16 protein-coding genes are annotated in these 20,228 nt (G+C 68.5%); 1 reads left to right on the top strand and 15 read right to left on the bottom strand.

The window, feature by feature from the left end:
* Positions 1–16 precede the first annotated feature (16 nt).
* The 3 genes from MNI96_RS05570 to MNI96_RS05560 form a co-directional block, all read right to left on the bottom strand.
* Positions 17–997, bottom strand: coding sequence for an alpha/beta hydrolase (locus tag MNI96_RS05570; RefSeq protein WP_249691093.1), 981 nt, complete (start codon positions 995–997; stop codon positions 17–19).
* A 5-nt stretch (positions 998–1,002) separates the two neighbouring features.
* Complete coding sequence (locus MNI96_RS05565) at positions 1,003–1,290, bottom strand: DUF2218 domain-containing protein (RefSeq protein WP_249691091.1); 288 nt, start codon at positions 1,288–1,290, stop codon at positions 1,003–1,005.
* A 93-nt stretch (positions 1,291–1,383) separates the two neighbouring features.
* Positions 1,384–3,564, bottom strand: a complete 2,181-nt coding sequence (locus tag MNI96_RS05560; RefSeq protein ID WP_249691089.1) for a TonB-dependent siderophore receptor — start codon at positions 3,562–3,564, stop codon at positions 1,384–1,386.
* A 164-nt stretch (positions 3,565–3,728) separates the two neighbouring features.
* Here MNI96_RS05560 and MNI96_RS05555 point away from each other — a divergent pair, with 164 nt between their 5' ends.
* Positions 3,729–4,733, top strand: a complete 1,005-nt coding sequence (locus MNI96_RS05555) for a helix-turn-helix transcriptional regulator (RefSeq protein ID WP_249691088.1) — start codon at positions 3,729–3,731, stop codon at positions 4,731–4,733.
* A 16-nt stretch (positions 4,734–4,749) separates the two neighbouring features.
* Here the strand turns inward: MNI96_RS05555 and MNI96_RS05550 are convergent, their stop codons facing one another.
* From MNI96_RS05550 to MNI96_RS05495, 12 genes are all read right to left on the bottom strand, one after another.
* Positions 4,750–5,559 (bottom strand): phosphodiesterase, encoded by an 810-nt coding sequence (locus MNI96_RS05550; RefSeq protein WP_249691087.1) that lies wholly within the window; start codon positions 5,557–5,559, stop codon positions 4,750–4,752.
* Positions 5,560–5,586: 27 nt separating this feature from the next.
* Positions 5,587–6,615: an ABC transporter ATP-binding protein gene (locus MNI96_RS05545; protein WP_249691086.1), complete on the bottom strand. Its 1,029-nt coding sequence runs from the start codon at positions 6,613–6,615 to the stop codon at positions 5,587–5,589.
* Positions 6,612–7,403 carry an ABC transporter permease gene (locus MNI96_RS05540; RefSeq protein ID WP_249691085.1) on the bottom strand — a complete coding sequence of 264 codons (792 nt, stop codon included), beginning with the start codon at positions 7,401–7,403 and terminating at the stop codon, positions 6,612–6,614. Before MNI96_RS05540 ends, MNI96_RS05545 begins: the two co-directional genes overlap by 4 nt.
* A 4-nt stretch (positions 7,404–7,407) precedes the next feature.
* Entirely contained in the window at positions 7,408–8,211 is an 804-nt protein-coding gene (locus MNI96_RS05535) for an ABC transporter permease (RefSeq protein ID WP_249691084.1), read from the bottom strand.
* A gap of 119 nt (positions 8,212–8,330) precedes the next feature.
* On the bottom strand, positions 8,331–9,317 hold the full coding sequence (locus MNI96_RS05530; protein ID WP_249691377.1) for an ABC transporter substrate-binding protein: 987 nt from the start codon (positions 9,315–9,317) through the stop codon (positions 8,331–8,333).
* 40 nt (positions 9,318–9,357) lie between these two features.
* Positions 9,358–10,422, bottom strand: a complete 1,065-nt coding sequence (locus MNI96_RS05525; protein ID WP_249691083.1) for a LacI family DNA-binding transcriptional regulator — start codon at positions 10,420–10,422, stop codon at positions 9,358–9,360.
* Positions 10,423–10,730: 308 nt separating this feature from the next.
* Positions 10,731–11,828 (bottom strand): ABC transporter ATP-binding protein, encoded by a 1,098-nt coding sequence (locus MNI96_RS05520; RefSeq protein WP_249691082.1) that lies wholly within the window; start codon positions 11,826–11,828, stop codon positions 10,731–10,733.
* 15 nt (positions 11,829–11,843) lie between these two features.
* Positions 11,844–13,574 (bottom strand): ABC transporter permease, encoded by a 1,731-nt coding sequence (locus MNI96_RS05515; protein WP_249691081.1) that lies wholly within the window; start codon positions 13,572–13,574, stop codon positions 11,844–11,846.
* A gap of 95 nt (positions 13,575–13,669) precedes the next feature.
* Complete coding sequence (locus MNI96_RS05510) at positions 13,670–15,013, bottom strand: ABC transporter substrate-binding protein (RefSeq protein WP_249691079.1); 1,344 nt, start codon at positions 15,011–15,013, stop codon at positions 13,670–13,672.
* Between the two features lie 201 nt (positions 15,014–15,214).
* Positions 15,215–16,597: a sigma-54-dependent transcriptional regulator gene (locus MNI96_RS05505; RefSeq protein ID WP_249691076.1), complete on the bottom strand. Its 1,383-nt coding sequence runs from the start codon at positions 16,595–16,597 to the stop codon at positions 15,215–15,217.
* Positions 16,557–18,683 carry an ATP-binding protein gene (locus MNI96_RS21965; RefSeq protein WP_249691075.1) on the bottom strand — a complete coding sequence of 709 codons (2,127 nt, stop codon included), beginning with the start codon at positions 18,681–18,683 and terminating at the stop codon, positions 16,557–16,559. Before MNI96_RS21965 ends, MNI96_RS05505 begins: the two co-directional genes overlap by 41 nt.
* On the bottom strand, positions 18,680–20,035 hold the full coding sequence (locus tag MNI96_RS05495; RefSeq protein ID WP_249691074.1) for an ABC transporter substrate-binding protein: 1,356 nt from the start codon (positions 20,033–20,035) through the stop codon (positions 18,680–18,682). The genes MNI96_RS21965 and MNI96_RS05495 overlap by 4 nt, the downstream gene beginning before the upstream one ends.
* Positions 20,036–20,228 lie beyond the last annotated feature (193 nt).

Genomic DNA, 20,228 nt, shown 5'->3' with positions numbered 1-20,228 from the left:
GGTATGGGCCGCGCGCTCACTCGGCGCAGTCGATGGCGAACTGCACCGCATCGAGCGCGGCAAGGATGCGGGACGTCTGGTGGGTGCGGCCCTCGTATTCCTCGTAGGAAAAGCGCAGGTGCCCCTCGCCCTTTTCCGCGACAAGGGCGGCGAGCGCGCGGGCATTGGTCACCATCGCGTTGTTGGCGATCCACCGGCGGCGGGCCTCCGCACCCTCGCCGGCGCGCGCGTCCTGCGGACCGAACTCTTCCTCCGCACCGCCCACGGTGACCCGAAGGCCCGGCACCGGTGCATCGGCGGAGGCGGCAGGCGGGCGGGCGATGGCACGCTCCAGATCGGCGAGCACCTGCCGGTCGTCGACCCAGATCGAGGGGCTGCTCGCCGCATAGCAGGCGAAGCTGCCCGGATCCGTGACGAGGCGGTGCAGCACCATCAGCCCGCCGAGCGAATGGCCGAACAGGGTCTGCGGCCCGGCGGTTTCGCCGAGCGCGCCGCGGACCAGCGGCTTCACCTCCTCCTCGATCAGGGCGAGGAACGCATCGCCGCCGCCGAGCTTCGGCCAGGGCTGGCCGTTCGGCCGCTCCGGCATGACATGGACACCGTCCGCCCGCCCGGTCGGCGGGGTCATGTCGTAAACGCGCCGGGCGACGCTGGCGCGGCCTCTCGGCCAGGCGATGGCGACAATCGCGACCGGCGAGCGGCCCGTGCGGGCCGCGAGCCCGTTGAGCGTGCGGGCGATGTCGGCGAGAAGCGCGAAACTGTCCTCTCCGTCGAAACTGTAGAGCACCGGCCAGCCGCCGGGGGGCGCCTTGCCTTGCGGCCGGTAGACCAGCAGGCGGAAGGCCTCGCCGCTCGCCTTGGCCGTGAAGGGGATCTCCACCGCGCCTTCGATCCGCGCAGGCAGGACGTCCGGCTCGGAAGCGTGCGCGAGCGTGCCCGCCGCGACCAGTACGGCGAGGGCAAGCACGATCAGGGCCCGCAGGCCGGACAGCGACATGGAGCTCAATCCTTGGGTTGCCAGACGATCTCCGGCTTTTCCCGCCAGGAAAAGCGCTCGAGATGGTCGTGGACGACGAATTTGGTGCGTGCCAACGTCTCCTCGGTCTCGGAGACGCATTCGATCTTCAGCTGCTCCGCGTCGGCCCACATGCGGCAGTCGCCGAAGGGAAAGTCGACTTCGCCGCGGGTGGCGTCGAAACGGGCCTCGACCTTGTGGGCGAAGTGCTTGCACAGCTGCTGCAGGTAGCGCGACGCGTTGGCGGTCGCAACGGTTGTCTGGATGCCCGGCATGAATGGCTGTCCGCTATCGGGTTGCGCGGGACGGGGCGAAGAGCAAGTCTCCGCCCCGCCTGTGTCGTGTGGTGCTTCCCTCGAGGGAAGCGGTCAGAACTTCGCCGAGAGCCGGAAGGTCGCGCTGCGCGGCTCGCCGTAGAAGTTGAACACCGAAGTGCCGCCGACGCGCGAATAGTACTTCTCGTCGAAGATGTTGTTCACGTTCAGTGTCGCGGTGAAGTTGTCGTTGATCCGGTAGCCGGCCATCAGGTCGGCCGTGACATAGCCCGGCGCCTTGATGGTGACGCCGCCCGACACGCTCGAGAACGAGCTGAACGCGGTGACGCCGCCGCCCACGAACACGCCCTCGAAGGCACCGAAGCGCTCGTCGAACGCGTACTTGGTCCACAGCTGGAACATGTGCTGCGGGGTATAGGTGCTGAAGGTCTGCCCGGCCTGGGCCGTGTTGAGATAGGTGCTGTCGGTATAGGTGTAGCCGCCGGCGATCTCCCAGCCCGGCAGCGGCGAGCCCGAGGCCTCGACCTCGATGCCCTGCACCTCGACCTCGCCCTGGGCGATGGAGGCGCCCGGCGTCGTCGGATCGGCCACCGCGCGGTTCGTGTCGCGCAGGTTGAAATAGGCGACCGACGCGTTGACGCCGCTGTCGAACAGCTCCGCCTTCAGGCCCGCCTCGTACTGACGGCCCTCGCGCGGGTCGATCATGTTGCCGGCCGCATCCGTCGCCGTCTGCGGCTGGAAGATCTCCGTGTAGCTGGAATAGGCGGAGAGCCAGTCGGTCAGGTCGAAGACGACGCCGGCATACGGCGTGAACTTGGCATCGACGTCCTGCTTGTCCGTGACCGCGCCGGTGATCAGGTTGGTCGTCGTGGCGCTGTACCAGCTGAAGCGGCCGCCGCCGATCAGGGTCAGCCGCTCGATCGGCTTCACCCGCAGCTGACCGTAGACGCCGAAGCGGTCGGACTCGGTGCCCGTCTGCACGGTGTAGTTGACCGTGGGCTGCGGCAGCGCGGAGTTCCAGTTGTAGATGTTCTGGTTGCCGGCGATGGTGCCGGCGCCCTGCAGCAGCGTAGCGTCGGTGTTCTGGTAGTCGACGCCGACGATGATGTTGTGCTCCTGGCCGAACAGCTCGAACGGCTTGCTGACATGCGCATCGAGAGCGAGCGAGCCGGCTTCGTAGTCGCGCGCCAGCCAGCGGGTGTCGGCCGTGTCGCCGCCGCCGGAAACGATGTCGCCGCCCGCGCCGACATAGCCGTTGGCCCAGGCGTAGAGGAAGTCGACATCCGTGTCCTGGTAGCGGGCCGAGATCTTGGCATGGCCGCCGTCGTCGAACTTGTGCTCCAGCTCGGCGATGTAGTCGGTGACGGAATTGTCGAACTGGTTCCAGTCGGCGCCGGTGAAGGTGGAGCGGTCGAGATCGAGCAAGCCGCCCGCCTGCGTCGTCGGCAGACCGTTGAACGGGGTGATGTCGCGGACCTGATGGCTGACCGAGACGGTGGCCGTGGTGCTCTCGCCGATATCGGCCTGGATCGTGCCGTAGGCGACGCCGACGCCGTTCTCGGTCGTATCGACGAAGCCGTTGCCGTGCTGCAGCACGCCGACGAAGCGGCCGCGCACCGAGCCGGACTCGTTGAGGCGGCCGGTCACGTCGACCTCGCCGCGCTTGTGTTCCCAGGAGCCGAAGGCGCCCTCGAATCTAGCCTCGAAATCGCTCTTGGCCTGCTTCAGCCGCATGTTGATGGCGCCCGCCGGCTCGCCGGCACCGCCGAACAGGCCGGCCGGGCCGCGCAGGATTTCCACATGGTCGACGATTGCCATGTCGGGCTGGGTGCCGTAGACGCTCGACAGCGGCGCCGGCAGGCCGTTGAAGTAGAGATTGTCGAACTCGAAGCCGCGCGAGAACAGGCTGGACCGGCCGTTGTCATTGTTGAGAACGACGATGCCCGGCGTCTCCCGCAGGGCCGTGTCGAGCGAGGTGTAGCCGCCGTCCTCCAGCCGCTCGCGGGTGAGAACCGTGGTCGACTGCGGGATCTGGCGGACGGGGACGACCTCCTTCTCGCCGACGCTGACGAGATTGGTGGTGTAGCTGTCGCTCTCGTCCGTCTCGTAGCTGGCGCCCTGTACGACGATGCGCTCGAGCACGGTGGGAGCCACATCCTGCGCCAGCGCCGAAGCGGGAAGGACGAGACCGAGCGCGGTCGTCGCGAGCAGAAGCCGGCCGATCCGCGGCGAAGCCTCGCCCGATACCGCCCGGTGGCCAATCTTCGTAGTCATGCACACCCCCATACACTGCCCGGCAGCGGGTGCCGAGCAGAAACTTGATAAAAACACTCATGTTTGTTAGAGGAAGCACCCGACCAATGCCACCGCCGGACCTTTGCGCAGGCGTCAAAGATGTTTGCGCGGCTCGCGGTGCCCGCAGGAGAGGCGGCCATTCAATGGCAACCGGCTGCAATATCAGGGACAACGACATTCTGGCGAACGACCTGCACGACTGCGCGGCCGTCACCGGCCCCGGATTCCAGCTGCTGCGACCGCTGACATCCTCGCGCGCGGCGGTGCTGCACGGCGATCACCGGATGACGCGCCTGCGCACGGGGCTGAACGTCCACACCTCCGACACGGTGACGCTGCAGGACATCGCCACCACCATCGAGCAGCCGCCGGGGCTCACGCTGATGCTGTTCCTGGACGGCGGCGTCGACGCGACGATCGGCGGGGTGCCGCTGAATGTCGGCCGGCACGAGGACGAGCCGGTGCGCGGCGTGATGATGTCGCGCACCCGGCCCGACCGCTTCGTCCGCCATGCCCGCAAGGGCGACCGGCTGCGCAAGGTGATCGTGACCATGTCGCCGCAGTGGCTGGCGGAAAGCGGCATCGACGACATTGCCGGCTGCGAGACGGTGCGCGCGTTCTGCAGCACGCATCTTGCCCGCTTCGACTGGATCGCCAGCCCGGCGATGATCGCCATCGCCGAGCAGATGCTGCATCCCCCGCACGACGGCAGCTATCCCGAGAGCCTCTATCTGGAAAGCCGGGCGCTGGACCTGGTCGCCGAGGCCTTCGCCGCGCTGGCAAGCGAGGGCCGCGAGGCGCTGCGCACCGGGCTGTCGCCGGTCGAGCAGCGCCGCCTGCAGGCGATCAAGGACATGCTGGCCGACCCGGAAGCCGACGGCCTGTCGCTGGAACAGGTCGCGCGGCAATGCGGGGTCAGCGTCAGCAAGATGCAGCGCCTGTTCCGTCTCGCCCATGGCGGCACGGTGTCGGAATATGTCCGCAGCACCCGCCTGGTGCGGGCGCGGCAGCTGCTGGAGCGCGAGGGCATCACCGTCGCCGAGGCGGCGCACGGCGCCGGCTACAGCAGCCCGGCCAATTTCGCCACCGCCTTCAAGCGGATGTTCGGCATCTCCCCGCGCGAGGCGCGGCGCAGCGCCCGCGCCTGAGGCAGGAGAGGCGCTTTCAGACGCCGAGGAACGGGTGCGGCCCGTCGAACCGGCCGACCGGGATCCAGTGGCTGAGCAGCACGCCGTCGCGCAGCTCGTGCAGCATCATCGCGCCCGGCTCCACCGTCAGGCTGTTGCCGGCATCGGCGCGCTGGTCGAGCGTCACCGCATGCGAGGTGCCGGGACAGACCTGGCAGATGCGCCCGTCGAGAAGACCGGCGATGGAGCGGTGCAGGTGGCCGCAGACGATCCGCACCTCGCCCCTGTAGCCGGCGATCACGTCGCGCAGCGCAGCCGCATTGTGGAGATTGTTGGCGTCCATCGCGGCGATGCCGGAAGTGATCGGCGGATGGTGCAGGCCGAGCAGCACCGGCTTGTCGCCGAGGCTGGCGAGACGCGCCGACAGGCTCTCCAGGCTCTGCGGCGCCAGCACGCCATGCGGGCGCCCCTCGACCAGCGTATCGAGGCAGATCACCGCAAGGTCGTCGAACTCGGCCACCCAGTCGATGGGCCCGCTCTCCGGCATCCAGCCGCTGACGGCAAGGCTTTCGCGCATGGGCTCGCGGGCATCGTGGTTGCCCGGCACCGCGCGCCAGGGCAGTTGCAGCGGCGCCATGATCTCCTGGAAGCGGCGGTATTCGGCTTCGGTGCCGTGCTCGGTCACGTCGCCGGTGACGATGACCATCGCCACCGGGCCGATGGCCGGTAGCCAGCGGTTGATGGTGGCGACCGTCTCTGCAAGCGCTGCGGCGGTGTCGACCTTCTCGTAGGCCAGCTGGCCTTCGGGGACGATATGGATGTCTGAAATCTGGATGATCTTGGTCATGCGGAAAACAAGGCCCTGAGCTGGGATTTACGAGCGGTCCTGGGGAAGAACGAGAAGGTCGCCGGCATCGATGCGCAGGCGCACGCTGTCGCCCGGACGCGGCGCCTGCCGGCCCGGATGGGTGGCGAACAGCGTCTCCCCGGTGATGCCGGCAATGCCGATGCGGTAGTGGCCGCCGGAAAAGGCGACCGTCTCGACGGTGCCCGCCAGCGGTCCCGCATCGTCGAGATGCACGTCCTCGGCCCGCACGAAGACCTCGGTGCCGGAGGTGCCGGCCGGCAGCGGCAGGTGCCCGCCGGGCAGCACCAGGCGCCCGTCGACGATGGAGCCGGGAAGCGGCATGGCATTGCCGATGAAGCGGGCGACGAAGGAGGAAACCGGCGTGCGGTAGAGCTCCTCCGGCGGTCCGACCTGCTGCATCCTGCCCTGCGACATGACCGCGATGCGGTCGGCGATGGCGAGCGCCTCGGCCTGGTCGTGGGTGACGAAGACCGCGGTGATGCGGAACTGCCGCAGCATGGCGGCAAGCTCGTCGCGCAGGCTGTCGCGCAGCGCCGCATCCAGCGCCGACAGCGGCTCGTCGAGCAGCAGGATGCGCGGGCGCGGCGCCATGGCACGGGCGAGCGCCACGCGCTGGCGCTGGCCGCCGGACAGCGCGGTCACCGCACGCTCGGCATAGTCGCCGAGCCGGCACAGGGCCAGCACCTCGTCGACGCGCTGCTCGCGCTCGGCCCTCGGCACCTTCCGCACCTTGAGGCCGTAGCCGATATTGGCCCTGACCGACATGTTCGGGAACAGGGCGTAGGACTGGAACACCATGCCGACATTGCGGCGCTCGACGGCAAGACGGGTCACGTCCTCGTCGTCGAAACGCACCTCGGTGCCGGCGTCCGGCGTCTCCAGCCCGGCGATGATGCGCAGCAGCGTGGTCTTGCCGCAGCCCGAGGGGCCGAGCAGCGACAGGATCTCGCCCTGGCCGACGGTGAGGTCGGTCGGCAGCAGGGCACGGGTGCCGTCGGGATAGGTCTTGCTGGCATTGCGGATGGTCAGCGTCATCGGGAAATCCTCTGTGCCCTGTCGGTGGCCCACTGCATCGCCATCAGCAGCGGCACGATCATCACGAAGAAGACGAGCGTGTAGGCCGAGGCGATCTCCAGGCGCATCGAGGCGTAGCTGTCGGCCAGGCCCACGGGCAGCGTCTTCAGGTAGGGAGTGTGCAGCATCCAGGTCAGGTTGAACTCGCCGATCGACAGCGTGACCACGGTCAGCGCGCCGGCGAGAATGCCCGGCATGGCATTGGGCACGACGATGGTGCGGAAGCGCGTCGCCGCCGAAGCGCCGAGCGTCGCCGCGCTCTCTTCCAGCGACTTCAGGTCCATCGCCATCAGCACGGCCAGCACAGAGCGCACCATGAAGGGCAGCGTGTAGAGCACGTGGCCGACCAGGATGAAGGTCCAGGACGTGCGGAAGCCCGTCATCGAGCCGTAGAGCTGCAGCAGGGCGAGCGCCAGGGCAAGGCCCGGCACCGCCAGCGGCAGCGAGATGAACTCCTCCAGGATCCGCGACAGGCGGCCTGGATTCTTGGCCAGCGCATAGGCCGCCGGCACGCCGATCACCAGCGTCACGCCGAGACAGGCGACGGCAAGGCCCATCGACAGCAGGATGCTGTCCGCATAGAGCCGCCAGACCTCGCCGACCCAGCGCAGGGTCAGGCCCGACGACAGGCCGCGGAAATAGTTGACGGTGAGACCGGCGACGATCGACTGGATCGCCGGGACGATGAGGAAGGCCGCCGTCAGCAGGGTGACGGCAAGCTGCAGGAACCGGGGAAGGGTCAGGCGCATCGCATCAGCCCCCCGCCGCGACGGTGGCGCCGGCGAAACTGCGCGCCAGCAGCAAGAGCACCCAGGTGGCGAGGCCGAGCAGCACCGACAGGGCCGAGGCCATGGCGATGTTCGCCGACAGGGTGAACTCGGTGTAGATCACCATCGGCAGCACGTCGATGTCGGTCGCCAGCGTGAAGGCGGTGCCGAACGCGCCCATGGCGGTGGCGAAGGCGATCGCGCCCGCGGCGACGAGCGAGGGCGCAAGACCCGGCAGGATCACGTCGAAGACGACGCGGTAGGGCGAGGCGCCGAGCGTGCGCGCGGCTTCCTCCAGCGCCGGATCGAGCTTCTCCGTCGCCGCCATCACCGTCAGCAGCACGCGCGGGATCGAGAAGTAGAGATAGCCGAGGAACAGGCCGAGCAGCGAATAGGCGAAGACCACATGGCCCGGCAGCAGCATGTTGAACAGGCCCTGGCGGCCGCCCAGCAGGATGATCAGGAAGCCGACCACCACGCCGGGAAAGGCCAGCGGCAGGGTCAGGATCGACAGCAGCGCACCGCGCCCGGGGAAACGGTTGCGCGCCAGGAACAGGCCTGCGGTGGTCGAGATCGCGAGCGCCGCGACGCTCACCGCCAGCGAGACGAGCACCGTCTGCAGCAGGGTCTGGAGATAGCGTGGGGTCTGCAGGATCTGCAGGTAGATGCCCCAGCCCTCGGTCCCCTCGCCAGAGGCCATCACCAGCCGCACCAGCGGCAGGGCGAGAAAGGCGAGCGAGAAGACGGCAAGCGGCAACAGGCAGAGCCCGATGAAGGTGCGGTTGGCCATGGCGATCCGTCGTCATGTTCATGTCGGAAGGCGCGCGCCGGAGGCGGCACGCGGGCAAGACCCACGGGGTTCCGGACGCGCGTTGCCGCACGCCCGGTTCCCATGGGAGGATGGCAGCGTTACTGGACTTCGTTCAGGTAGCGCTCGCCGAAGGCCGCCTGGGCCTTTTCCATCTCGGCATAATCGACCGCGACGGCCCGCTCGTAATCGGAGGCGGGAAGGAACTTCGCCGCGACCTCGGCCGGCAGCTCGACCGGACGGGCCGGCTGCAGATAGGCGTTGGTCCAGATCGCCTGGCCTTCGTCGGACAGGATGAAGTCGAGCACCTTCTTGCCCGTCTCCTCATGCGGCGCGCCGGCCACGAGGCTCATCACGTAGGGAACGCGGATCGAGCCCTCGCACGGCAGGACGAACTCGAAATTGCCGTCCTCCTCGTACTTGCCGCGATAGGCGTTGAAGTCGTAGTCGAACAGGATCGGGATCTCGCCGGACACGACGCGGGCGAACGAGGTCTGCTTGGGAACCATCGGATCGTTCTGCGCCAGGTCCTTGAAGAACTGGATGGCCGGATCGAAATTCGTCAGGTCGCCGCCGAAGGCGATGTTCGCAGCCACCGCACCGGCATAGCCGACGAAGGCCGAGGACGGGTCGAGATAGCCGACCATGCCGCGATATTCCGGCTTCTTAAGGTCGGCGAAGCACTGCGGCACCGGGGCCCCGCCCAGCGCGTCGACATTCACGAAGAAGCCGAGCGTGCCGTAGTGGACGGCGAACCAGCGGCCGTCCGCATCCTTGAGGCCAGCGGGGATCTCGTCGAAGCCGGCCGGCTTGTAGGGCGTGACGACACCCTCGTTGCCCGCCTTGATGCCGGTGGTCACGCCGTAATAGGCGACATCGGCCACCGGGCTCGCCTTCTCCGCCAGCAGCTGGCTGAGGGCCTGGCCCGAGTTCTTGTTGTCATGCGGCATCTTGACGCCGAGCTTCTCGTCGATGGCCTTCAGCATCGAGGCCCAGTCGGCCCATTGCGGCGGACAGTTGTAGCAGACGGCATCTTCGGCCTTTGCCGGCAAAACGGCGACCATTGTCATTGCGGTTGCAAAAAGCATATGTTTCACGGCGGTGACTCCTGCGGTTCGGTAGCTCGGGTTACTGTCTCGACGGCGGGGAAGTTGCCGCTTCTCCGCCGTCCGTGCTTCCCGGCGCAGGCGGTCCGAGACTGCCGCCTTGCCGGAAACTGAAAGTCCTGGCCGGATCCGGTCCTGCCGGCGGCGTCTCGCCGGCAAGCTGTGCCAGGACGGTTCGTGCCGCCCCCTCGCCCATCGCCCGCGGATCGGTCACCACGGTGGCAAGGTTCGGCTCCACCATCAGGCCCGTCGAGATGCCGTCGAAACCGACGATCGACAGGTCCCGGGGAATGCGCATGCCAAGGCCCCGCGCCGCCTTCATGGCCGCGAGCGCCAGGTAATCGTTGGATGCGAAGATGCCGGTGACGTCCCGGTTGGCGGAGAGCAGGGCGCGCAGCAGTTCCAGCAGCTGGCCCTCCTGCTCGGCGATCTCCAGCAGCACGGGCGGCGCCATGCCGAGGGCGGCACAGGCCTCGGCAAAGCCCTCGAAACGCTCGCGCGAACGATCCGAGCGGCCGAATTCCAGCGCCAGGAAGCCGGTATGCCGGTGGCCCCTTGCCGCGAATTCGCGCGCCACGGCCGCAGCGGCGGCCCGGTTGTCCACCGTCCAGGCGGGAAGATCGCCGCAGGAGCGGTTGTAGACCAGCGCGCAAGGCACGCCGCGCGCGCGCACCTGCTCCAGCCCCTCGCTCTCGTCGGCATTGCTGACCGTGACGATCAGCCCGTCGACCTGCTTGGCGAGCAGCGTGCGGATGGCCCGGCTCTCCAGCTCGGCATCGTAGTCGGAACAGGCGAGGATGAGCTGATAGCCGGCGCGGTTGGCCTCGGCCTGCGCGGCCTGCACCACATCGGCGAACACCGGATTGGCGAGCGAGGGCACGACGCAGCCGATGGTGCGGGTCGTGCTGCTTTGCAGCGAGCGCCCGAGATCGCTGAACTCGAAGCCGAGATCGGCGGCGGCGGCGAGCACCTTCTCGCGCGTTTTCTCGCTGGCCGGCCCCCGTCCGTTCAGGACACGGCTGGCCGTCGCGATACCGCAAGCGGCGCGCTCTGCCACATCCTTGATCGTCGGTGGCCGAATTTTCACCAGTCCCTCCCAAGCCGGCTACGGATCGCTACAATACCGCCGAATTTCGAAAATGGAAACGTTTCCATTCTCGATACAACGGACCGATGTCAGTTTGATGAAGGCATGCCCTGCCCGGCTTCTGCCCATAAGAGAGGCAGCGCGGCCCGGATCCGCGGCCGAGGCGGCGACGGCACCCGATGTATCAAGGCCTTGGCAGTTTTCGGGAGGAACTGGCGACGGGCATCGCCCTGCTTGCCGAGCCAAAAAAAATAAAATGGCGCCGTCCGGAGACGGCGCCATCGTCTTGCGCAGGAGACGCAAAGGGGTCAGCGGGCGAGGACCACGCCCTGGCCCGGCACCACGCGCAGCATCACGTTGGTCCCGGCAGATCGCCGGTCGCCGCCGCGCCGGTGCACCTCGTCCACCAGAACCGAACGGTCGCCGATCTCGACGAAGTAGCGAATCGTGTCGCCGAGGAACTCGCTCCCCGAGATGGTGCCGGCGATCTCGCCGGCGCCGTCATCGGCGAATTCCAGCCCGCGCGGCCGCAGCACGAAGCTCGCCTCGCCCTCGCCATGCGATCCCTGCAACGGAATCGAGGAACGCTCGTCGAGCACGAAGCGGCAGGCGCCGTCGCGCGCGATCACCCGGCCGTCGAGGATGTTGGCCGTGCCCAGGAACCGCGCCACGAAGCTGTTGGCCGGCTGGTCGTAGACATGATCAGGCTCGCCGACCTGCTGCACCACCCCGTCCGAGAGCACCGCGATCCGGTCGCAGATCGTGTTCGCCTCTTCCTGGTCGTGGGTCACGAAGATCGTGGTGATGCCGAGCCGGCGCTGCAGCGCCAGCAGGTCCTGGCGCATCTGGACGCGCAGGTTGGCGTCGAGGTTGGACAGCGGCTCGTCGAGCAGCAACACCTTCGGCTCGATCACCACGGTGCGGGCCAGCGCCACGCGCTGCTGCTGGCCGCCCGACAGCTGGGACGGATAGCGGTCGGCATAGGCATCGAGCCCGACGAGCTCCAGCGCCTCGCGCACCCGGCGGCGGATTTCCTCCGCCGGCCGGCGCCGCTCCTCCAGCCCGTAGGCGACATTCTGGCGCACAGTCATGTGCGGCCACAGCGCGTAGCTCTGGAACACCATGCCGACATCGCGCTTCCACGGCTGCAGGCCGATGACGTTGCGCTCGCCCAGCAGGATCTCGCCGCTCGGCCGCGGCCCGAAGCCGGCGATCGCCCGCAACAGGGTCGACTTGCCGGAGCCGGACGGGCCGAGGAAGGCGAAGAACTCGCCGGCGCCGATGTCGAGGTCGATGCCCTTGAGCACCTTGGTGGTGCCGAAGGACAGGGTCAGGTTGCGGATCCGGATCGGCGTCGCGCCGCTGGAGGCAGCAAGCTGGCCGGTGGTCTCAATCGCTTGAAGCATGGCTGTGCTCCCTGGTCAGTGCGAGCCGGCGGACGCGGATTGCTCCCGTCGCGCCTTCTCCACGAGATGTTGGGCGAAGTAGGTGGCAAGGCCGACGATCACGACCGTGATCACGCCGAGGGCAGCACCGGGCCCGCGCCCCGCCGCCGACTGCATGAACAGGTAGAGGCCGTAGGCGAGCGGCGCGTCGCTTTCCTGCGCCACCAGCATGATCGTCGCCGACAGTTCGACGGCGGCCGTTGCGAAGCTGGTGACGAAGCCGGCGACGAGACCGGCAGCCATCAGCGGCAGCACGATCCTGCGCACCGTGCGCAGCTTCGGGGCACCGAGGTTCTCCGAGGCCTCCTCCAGCGACGGGCTCACCTGCTGCAACGCCGCCGAGCAGGAGCGCAGCGCGTAAGGCAGACGCCGTGTCGCCAGCGCGATGACGATGATGCCCCACCATGTGGCCAAAGGCGCTCCGGTGAACGGTATGTCGACGCTGTAGAACAGGCGCAGATAGCCGATGCCGAGCACGACGCCGGGAACCGCCAGCGCGGCCATGGCGATATAGTCCAGCCACTTGCGCCCGATCAGCGTCGTGCGCGCCGCCAGATAGGCGATGGCCGTGCCCAGCAGCACGTCGATCAGCGCGGCGATGCCGGCATAGAGCAGCGTGTTCTTGATGAACGGCCAGGCCTTGTTGACCGCCACCGCATAGTGCTCGGTGGTGAAGCCGTCCGGCAGCACCGAGAAGGACCAGACCGTGCCGATCGACAGCAGCAGCAGGCCGATATGCGGCGCCAGCACGATGGCCAGCAGCGCCAGCACCACGAGATAGCAGCCGGCCGTTTCAAGCGCGCCGAGATCCCGCTTGGATAGGCCGCCGCCGCCCTTCTGGGTGGTGGAATAGTCCTTGCCGCGCATGGCGCTGATCGACACCCACATGGCGAAGATCGAGCAGACGATGAGGATGACCGAGATCACATAGCCCATCGGGTCGGAGATGCCGACCGAGGAGATGCGCAGGTAGGCCTGCGGCGCCAGCATGTTGTTGACGTTGAGCAGCAGGGGCGTGCCGAGGTCGTCGAACACCTTGACGAAGACCAGCGAAGCGCCGGCGATGTAGCCGGGCATGGCCAGCGGCAGCACGATCCGGCGGAACAGCCGCATGCCGTGCGAGCCGAGCATCTGCGCCGACTCCTCCATCGACCGGTCGATGTTGCGAAGGCTCGCCGACAGGTTGATAAGGATGAAGGGGAAGTAGTGGATCGACTGGACGAGGATCACCCCGTTCAGCCCCTCCATGAAGGGCAGCGTGAAGCCGAACCAGTCGCGCAGCAGCAGGTTGACGCTGCCGTTGGCGCCGAACAGCAGCTGCATCGCCACCGCGCCGATGAAGGGCGGCATGATCAGCGGCACGAAGCCGAGCGTCTGGATCAGCACCGCGCCGCGGAAGTTGAAGCGCGAGGTGATGTAGGCGAGCGGCAGGGCGAAGACGGTGGCAAGGACCACCGACATCGCCGCCACGTAGAAGGAATTGTAGAAGGACTCGCGGAACAGCGCGCTCCGGAAGAAGTCCATGAAATTGGCAAGCGTCAGCTGGCCGCTGCCGGGATCGGTGAAGGCGACATAGATCACCATCGCCACGGGCAGGATCAGGAAAGCGACAAGGAAGAGCAGGATACCGAGCGCGGCCGTCAGCGGCCCCCAGGATATGCGCTGCCCGAAACTTGCACGCGAAGAGACGGTCGACAGCGCGGCCATGCGCGGTCCTCCTCATCAACGGGCGGAATGTGCGGGACTTAAGGAACCGGGGCGGGCGACCCCTCGCCGGGACCGCCCGCAGACGCTTTTGGGCGTCAGTTCGCGGACTTCGCCTTTTCGGCGAGGTCCACCGCCTTCGCATAGTTCTCGACGATGCGGGCGTCCCACTCCTGCTCGACCTCGGCCTGACGGCCGCTGGACTTGTCGTCCTCGCTCTTGCGCTTGGTCGTGAAGATGGCGCCGAAGGCCGGGTCGTTCGCCGTCTCCAGGTCGACCGGGGTCCAGGCCACCAGGGCGCGCGCCTCTTTGATCAGGTCCTTGGCCGCCTGCGAGCCGCCCTCGCCCACGGCCGCCTCGGCCTCATGGATGGCCTTCACGGCCGCGGCCAGCTCCTTGTGGCGATAGGTGATCATGCTGTCGAACAGCGCGTTGACCGCGTTGTAATGCGCCTTGGAGGCGTCGCTGTCGAAGCTGACGCTGGCCTTGATCGTGTCGCCGACGAACGGGTTCGGGAAGCCTTCAGGCGCGTTGGCATAGGCTTCCGGGTTGACCGGCAGACGCATGATCTTCGGGTCGAGCAGCAGCTCCTGGCCCTTCGCCGACAACAGGAAGTCGACGAACTTCCGGGCGTTGTCCTCGTTCGGCGCGTTGGTGACGACGCCGACATTGGCCGGCACCAGGGCGGTCACGTCCGGATAGACGAAATCGACCGGGAAGCCCGAGGAGCGCGAGGAGAAGCCGAAGAAGTCGATCACCACGCCGAAGCCGAAGGAGCCGGTGTTGACGCCGTCCGGCACGCCGAAGGAGCGCTCGGTGATGGTGTAGGAGTTGCCGCCGATCCACTTGATCTGCTCCCAGCCCTTCTCCCAGCCCTCGCCCTGCAGGATCGTCTCGATCGTCAGGTGCGTGGTGCCGGAGCGCGAGGGCGAGGAAATGCCGACATGGCCGAAATACTGCGCCTTGGTCAGGTCCGACCACTGCTTCGCCGGCTCCAGGTCATAGGACTGGGCGTAGCGGGTGTTCCACATGATGCCGTAGCCCGACAGGGCGAAGCCCGTGTAGAAGCCGTCCGGATCGTTGATCGGATAGGCGCCGATCTTCTCCGGCAGGCCCTCGACCGACGAGGTGTACTTGACCAGAAGGCCGTCGCCCTTCAGCACCTCGAACGCATCCGGGGCCGAGGCCCAGAAGATGTCGGCGGAATTGTTCGACGCGGTTTCCTTCAGGAACTTCACGCCCGAGCTGGTGCTCTTGTTGACCACCTCGACGGTGACGCCGGGATTGGCCTGCTCGAAGGCGCTCTTGTAGACGTCGGTGACGTCGGCCGGATAGGACGTGACGATGGTCAGCTTGTCGCTGGCGGCCGCGAGCGTGGTCATGGACACGGACGCGAACAGGGCGGCCGCTCCCGCGGCAGCTTTCAGGGCAAAAGAGCTCACTTGTATTCCTCCCAATGGATCCGGCCTTTGCCGGCCGGTGCCCTTTCCCCTCTCAAATGCCGTGCCAGAACCGGAAATCCGGCCGATAAAATCGATAACTCAATAATTTCAATGAACTATAGAACAGACGCACAGGCGGCGCCGGGCACACCTGTTCCGAAAATGACTCAGCCCGGCGTCAGCGGTTGAGTCGAAATCGACTCACTCCGACGCGCCGCGCTCGGGCAGCTCGATGCCGAGCTTTTCCATCCGGAGATAGAGCTTCTTGCGCGGAATGCCGAGCTGGCGCGCGACCGCCGACAGGTTGCCGGACGAAGCCTCGATGGCCTCGCGGATCGCCGCTTCCTCGAACCTGTCGAGCCGCTCCGGCAAGCTTGCCGCCGTCCCGCTCCCGCCCGCCGGCTGGCGGGATCCGAGACCCAGCGCCAGCCGTTCGGCCCGGTTGCGCAGCTCGCGCACATTGCCCCGCCAGCGCTCGCCGATCAGCCCGGCCATCACCGCCGGCGCGATAGCCGGACATTCGCGCCGGCGCGCGGCCGCCGCCTCGCCGGCGAAATGGCGGAAGAGGACGGGAATGTCCTCCGCCCGCTCGCGCAAGCTCGGGATGCGGATCTCCGCCATGTTGAGGCGGTAGAACAGGTCCTCGCGGAACGTGCCCGCGTCCGCCGCCTCGCGCAGGTCGACCTTGGTCGCCGCCACCACCTTGACGTCGATGGGCACCGGCTCGTTGCTGCCGACCCGCTCGATGGCCCGCTCCTGCAACGCGCGCAAGAGCTGGGTCTGCAGGTGCAGCGGCATGCTCTCGATCTCGTCGAGAAACAGCGTTCCGCCCGAGGCATGCTCGAACCGGCCGATGCGCCGCTTCACGGCACCGGTGAAGGCGCCGGCCTCATGGCCGAATAGCTCGCTGGCGATCAGGTTTTCCGGGAGCGCGCCGCAGTTGATCGCGACGAACTGGCCCTGGCCACGCGGGCTGAAACGGTGCAGGCACCGCGCCACCAGCTCCTTGCCGGTGCCCGTCTCGCCGTGGATCAGCGTGTCGACATCGGCCGCGGCCACCGCTAGCACCTCGTCGCGCAAGAGCGCCATCGCCCGCGAGATGCCGATCAGAACGCCGGAGATCTCGCGATCCGCCGCCCGCTCGCCGCGCAGGCGCCGGTTGTCGAGCTCCAGCGCCCGCAGCCGCAACGCATTGGCGGCGAGCGCGATCAGGTAGTCGGGATCGGCCGGCTTTTCCAGGAAATCGAAGGCGCCCGAGCGCATCGCCTCCACGGCGCGCGGCACGTCGCCATGGCCGGTCACCAGAATGACGGGGATCGCCGGGTCGATGCCATGCACCCGCGCCATCAGCTCCAACCCGTCCATCTCCGGCATGCGCAGGTCCGAGATCACGATGCCGGCAAAGCGGCTGTCGAGGCCGGCCAGCGCCGCCAGCGGCTCGCCATGGGCCCGTACCGCGTAGCCCTCCAGCACCAGGGTCTCGCGCATGGCCTCCAGCACGGCCGGATCGTCGTCCACCAGCACGACCGTGCCGCCACTTGCCCTAGACCCCGCCATGCGCCGCGCCTCGTGCCTCCTCGTCATCCGCCAGGTGCAATTCCAGGATGGCGCGCGTGCCGCCGCCCGCCGCAGGGGCAAGGCGCAGGCTGCCATCGAAATCGCGGACGATGTTGTAGGTGATCGACAGGCCGAGACCAAGCCCTCGTCCCGGCCCCTTGGTGGTGAAAAACGGGTCGAACACCTTGTCGAGCACATCTTCGGGGATGCCGCAGCCGTTGTCCGCGACCTCGATCACCGCCCTCTCTCCGGCCGCGCGCACGCAGACTGCAACCCGCGGCGCCTCGCACTCCTCGACCGCGTCGACCGCATTGCCGATCAGGTTGATCAGCACCTGTTCCAGCCGGTTGGCATCGGCCCGCACCAGGGGGCCGCCGGCCTCTTCCGGCAGGTCGAAGGCGATGCGCGCCGCGCCGGGCTGCATGCGGAACAGCTCCGCTGCCCGCAGCGCGATGGGCACCGGATCGCAGCTCGCTGCCTCGCGGGTGCGCCGGCGCGCCAGCGTCTTGAGATGGTTGGACGTATCGGCCAGCCGCAGCACCAGGCCCGAGACCTGTTCCAGCTTCTCCCGCACCTTCTCGGGATTGGCCTGGTCGAGATAGCGCCGGGCATTGTGCAGGTAGGAGCGCATGGCCGCGAGCGGCTGGTTGAACTCGTGGGCGATGCCCGCCGACAGCTGGCCGAGCGCGGCCATCTTGCCGGCCTGCACCAGTTCTTCCTGGGTTTCCAGGAGCTTGGCCTCCACCTGCCGGCGCTCGCCGATCTCGTGGGTCAGCCGCTCGTTGATCTCCACCAGCTCCAGCCGCCGCCGCCGGGCCAGCTGGCTGCGCCCCTGCAGCGTGCGCAGCGCATCGGCGAGCTGGCCCATCTCGTCCCGCCCGGTGACGTTGACCGGCGCGTCGAGCTCGCCTTGCGCGATCGCCCGCATGGATGTCAGCAGGCTGGACAGGCGCGGGATGAACTGCCGGCCGACCGTCAGCCAGCCGACGACCAGCGCCACCACGGCGAGCGAGCCGCCGAGGGCGAGCAGCAGCACCGTGCCGCGCGCCAGCGCATCGCGCGCGGAGGCCGCCGCCTCGACCGAACGCCGGCCGGCGGAGGCGACCGCCCCGCTGACGAGACGCGACAGCCGGTCGAGCTTGTCGCCGGCCTCGTCGACGATCACCGCGCTCTCGCCCGCCAGCGCCGCCTCGCTGAGCTTCAGGTCGAACAGCTCGCCCCCCGGCGCGCCGAGCCTTGCGATATCCGCCAACGCCTGGCGCAGGGTCACCGTGCTGGCGGCCTGCGCCAGCAGCGAGATCATGTCGCCGGTGCCGGCCACCGCCTCGCCGACGTCCTGGCGCAGCAGCTCGATCACGTCGCGGTCCTGCGCCTGGGCAACGCGCAGCAGCTTGCCGATCAACAGGTTCACATGGGCATGGGCGTCCCACAGCGTCTCGGCGAAACGCAGCTCGCCTTGCAGCAGCTCCGTGCGGGGCGCCGCCCCTTGCGCCGCCGGAGCCGCCCCCTCCAGCGCGTCGAGCGCAACGCGGATGTTGAAATCCGTATCGACGGTCAGCGGCTCGATCTCGCGCAAGGCCTCGTCATGCAGCCGGTTGAGGCGCACGACCAGCGCGTCCACCCGCTGGCGGATCTCCAGATGCCGGGCGACGTTGACATCGATCCGGGCGATGTCGGCGGCGAGCGCCTGAGGCAGGTCGGCGGTCGCACCGGCGCTGCCCGGAAGGTCGTCGTCGAGCGTGCGGCCGATGCGTTCCAGCAATTCGGCAAGGCTGCCGACGGCCGCCTCCAGCCGCTCCCGGCTTTCCTGCCGGGTCTCCGTGCTGCGGGCGAACACGAGGCGCGGCATATCGGCGCGAATGCCCGTCGCCACCTCGGCGAAGCGCGAGATGTCCGCCTGTCGCCCGCTCTCGATGGCGACGAGATCGCTCACCGTCTCGCCATAGCTGGAGAAGACGTAGACCGAGAGCGCCGCCGTGCCGAGGCCGACCGTCGCGATGATCGCCAGCGCCGCGATGAGGCGAAAGCCGATGAAGGAATGCAGCCGCTCCGGCCGCGAGGAAACGCCGTCCTGCCCACCGTCCTGCCCACCGTCCAGCATGAGCGCGGTCACTGGGCGGCCAGAGGGGCGGCGAGAGCAGCTGCCATACGTCGCTGCGCCTGCTCGACCAGCGCGCCCGCTTCGGCCAGCCGTTCGCGCGTTTCCCGGTGCCAGCTTTCCATCAGCCGCTCGCGGAAGGCGCGGTTTTCCAGCCGCTCGGGGCCGCCGGGCGAGAACACGCGCACCAAGGCCGGATCATGCGCCATGAAGGCGCGCACGGGCACGCCGGTCGCCCGGCGATAGGCCCGATCCAGCAGGGCGCGGGCCTCGCGCGCCGCATCGCCCTCGCCCTCGCCCTCGCCGGGGACCATCGCCCCGACTTCCCGCCACCGGCGCCAGAACCGCCGGTGCTCGTCGAGCTGGTAGGTCACCAACTGGTCGAACAGCGACACCACCACGTCGCGCCGGGTGGAGGCGAGCAGATAGTCGAACCGCTCCTCGAAGGGCGTTGCCTGCCGCGCCTCGGCCAGCGGAATGCGCGCCACCTGCGGCTCGACCAGCAGCGCCTGTCCCGCCTCCCCTTGCAGGAAGGCGACGAAGCGACGCGCGCCCTGCGCGTGACGGGCGGTGCTGAGCGCGGCAACGCCGGCCGGCAGCATCACATCCCCGGGCACGGCGAGAAAGGCGAGCGGCTCGCCATTGGTCTGCTGGGTGCGGGCAAGGAAGCCGACGCCGATGCCGACCGGGAAGCGGCCATGCGCCAACCCTTCCGGCACGCCGAAGGAGCGCGCCGTCACCGTCGCCAGATTGCCGGCCAGCTGCTGCAGATAGGCCCAGCCCTCGTCCCAGCCGAGCGATTGCAGCACCAGCTCGACGAAAAGCAGCGTCGTGCCCGAGCGCGCCGGCGCCGACATGGCGACCATGCCGGCATAATCCGGCGCCAGCAGCGAGGCGAGGCCGGTGGGCGCGGGCAACCCCTTGGTGCGGACCAGGTCCGGCCGCCACATGATGCCGAACTGCGAATAGGCGAAGGCATGCAGGCGCGGGGCGGACGGCTGCGCCGCGGCTCCCTCGGCACCGCCTGCAGGGGCGGGCGGCGACAGCAGCCTCAGCCGCGCCAGTTCGGCAATACCGATCGGCGAGCTCATCCACACCACATCGGCGCGCGGCAGGCGCTCGCTCGCCACATGCTCGATGATCGCGTGGGTCGACTTGTGCAGGAAGCGCAGCTCCTCGCCCGGATGGACACGGGAATAGGCGGCCGCAACCGCCTGGGCGAACGGCTCGGGATAGGAGGTCAGCACGATGGTCGGCGGTGCGTCCGGGCTGTCGCCGGGCGCGCCGGCATCCTGCGCGACGAGAGGGCTGGGCAGCAGGGCGAGGGCGAGCACCGCCAGTCCGGCAACGATTCCGGCGACGATCATCCACGGGCGGCCGCCCCCTCCTCCCGGGGCGGACCGGACTGCAGGACGTGAGGGTGTCATTGTCTTTCCTGTGCCCGGCCCGGCGCACTGCTCCTCCGCAAGGCCCGCAATACCGGTCACGATGATCACGATGGCGGCCATTTGGCCACAAGGACGCCGGCTCTTCAAGGCGTGGCACCTGCGCTTCTGACAT

The organism is Stappia sp. WLB 29 (assembly GCF_023507705.1).
GTDB lineage: Bacteria > Pseudomonadota > Alphaproteobacteria > Rhizobiales > Stappiaceae > Stappia.
Note: the sequence above shows the minus strand (reverse complement) of the source record. Positions and strands in the feature narration are given on the sequence as shown.

What these genes read in the sequence shown, in the direction of transcription:
- MNI96_RS05570 (WP_249691093.1), bottom strand. Translation starts at nt 997, where the DNA reads ATGTCGCTGTCCGGCCTGCGGGCCCTGATCGTGCTTGCCCTCGCCGTA.
- MNI96_RS05565 (WP_249691091.1), bottom strand. Translation starts at nt 1,290, where the DNA reads ATGCCGGGCATCCAGACAACCGTTGCGACCGCCAACGCGTCGCGCTAC.
- MNI96_RS05560 (WP_249691089.1), bottom strand. Translation starts at nt 3,564, where the DNA reads ATGACTACGAAGATTGGCCACCGGGCGGTATCGGGCGAGGCTTCGCCG.
- MNI96_RS05555 (WP_249691088.1), top strand. Translation starts at nt 3,729, where the DNA reads ATGGCAACCGGCTGCAATATCAGGGACAACGACATTCTGGCGAACGAC.
- MNI96_RS05550 (WP_249691087.1), bottom strand. Translation starts at nt 5,559, where the DNA reads ATGACCAAGATCATCCAGATTTCAGACATCCATATCGTCCCCGAAGGC.
- MNI96_RS05545 (WP_249691086.1), bottom strand. Translation starts at nt 6,615, where the DNA reads ATGACGCTGACCATCCGCAATGCCAGCAAGACCTATCCCGACGGCACC.
- MNI96_RS05540 (WP_249691085.1), bottom strand. Translation starts at nt 7,403, where the DNA reads ATGCGCCTGACCCTTCCCCGGTTCCTGCAGCTTGCCGTCACCCTGCTG.
- MNI96_RS05535 (WP_249691084.1), bottom strand. Translation starts at nt 8,211, where the DNA reads ATGGCCAACCGCACCTTCATCGGGCTCTGCCTGTTGCCGCTTGCCGTC.
- MNI96_RS05530 (WP_249691377.1), bottom strand. Translation starts at nt 9,317, where the DNA reads ATGCTTTTTGCAACCGCAATGACAATGGTCGCCGTTTTGCCGGCAAAG.
- MNI96_RS05520 (WP_249691082.1), bottom strand. Translation starts at nt 11,828, where the DNA reads ATGCTTCAAGCGATTGAGACCACCGGCCAGCTTGCTGCCTCCAGCGGC.
- MNI96_RS05515 (WP_249691081.1), bottom strand. Translation starts at nt 13,574, where the DNA reads ATGGCCGCGCTGTCGACCGTCTCTTCGCGTGCAAGTTTCGGGCAGCGC.
- MNI96_RS05505 (WP_249691076.1), bottom strand. Translation starts at nt 16,597, where the DNA reads ATGACGAGGAGGCACGAGGCGCGGCGCATGGCGGGGTCTAGGGCAAGT.
- MNI96_RS05495 (WP_249691074.1), bottom strand. Translation starts at nt 20,035, where the DNA reads ATGATCGTCGCCGGAATCGTTGCCGGACTGGCGGTGCTCGCCCTCGCC.